Origin of the sequence: Caballeronia sp. J97, from assembly GCF_905220305.1 — a bacterium.
Lineage (GTDB): Bacteria > Pseudomonadota > Gammaproteobacteria > Burkholderiales > Burkholderiaceae > Caballeronia.
In genome coordinates this window covers 1-233 of sequence record NZ_CAJMZL010000112.1, presented here as the reverse complement: position 1 = coordinate 233, position 233 = coordinate 1, and the positions used below count along the sequence as shown (strand labels likewise).

Below are 233 nucleotides of genomic sequence, written 5' to 3'. Positions count from 1 at the left end.
GTCAAGGCAGCGACGCTGAACACGATTGCGGCGGCGTCGAAGATCGGCGGCGATGTGCATGTGCTGGTGGCAGGCTCGAACGCGCAAGGCGCGGCCGATGCGGCAGCGAAGATCGCGGGCGTATCGAAAGTGCTGCTCGCCGATGCGCCTCAACTCGCCGAAGGCCTGGCAGAGAACGTCGAAGCGACAGTGCTGAACATCGCGAAGGATTACTCGCATATTCTGGCTCCGGC

General features: G+C 63.5%; 1 pseudogene. It reads left to right on the top strand.

Features of this window, described 5'->3' with window-relative positions:
- A pseudogene (locus U4Y90_RS36040) lies at positions 1–233 on the top strand (electron transfer flavoprotein subunit alpha/FixB family protein); the annotation flags it as partial.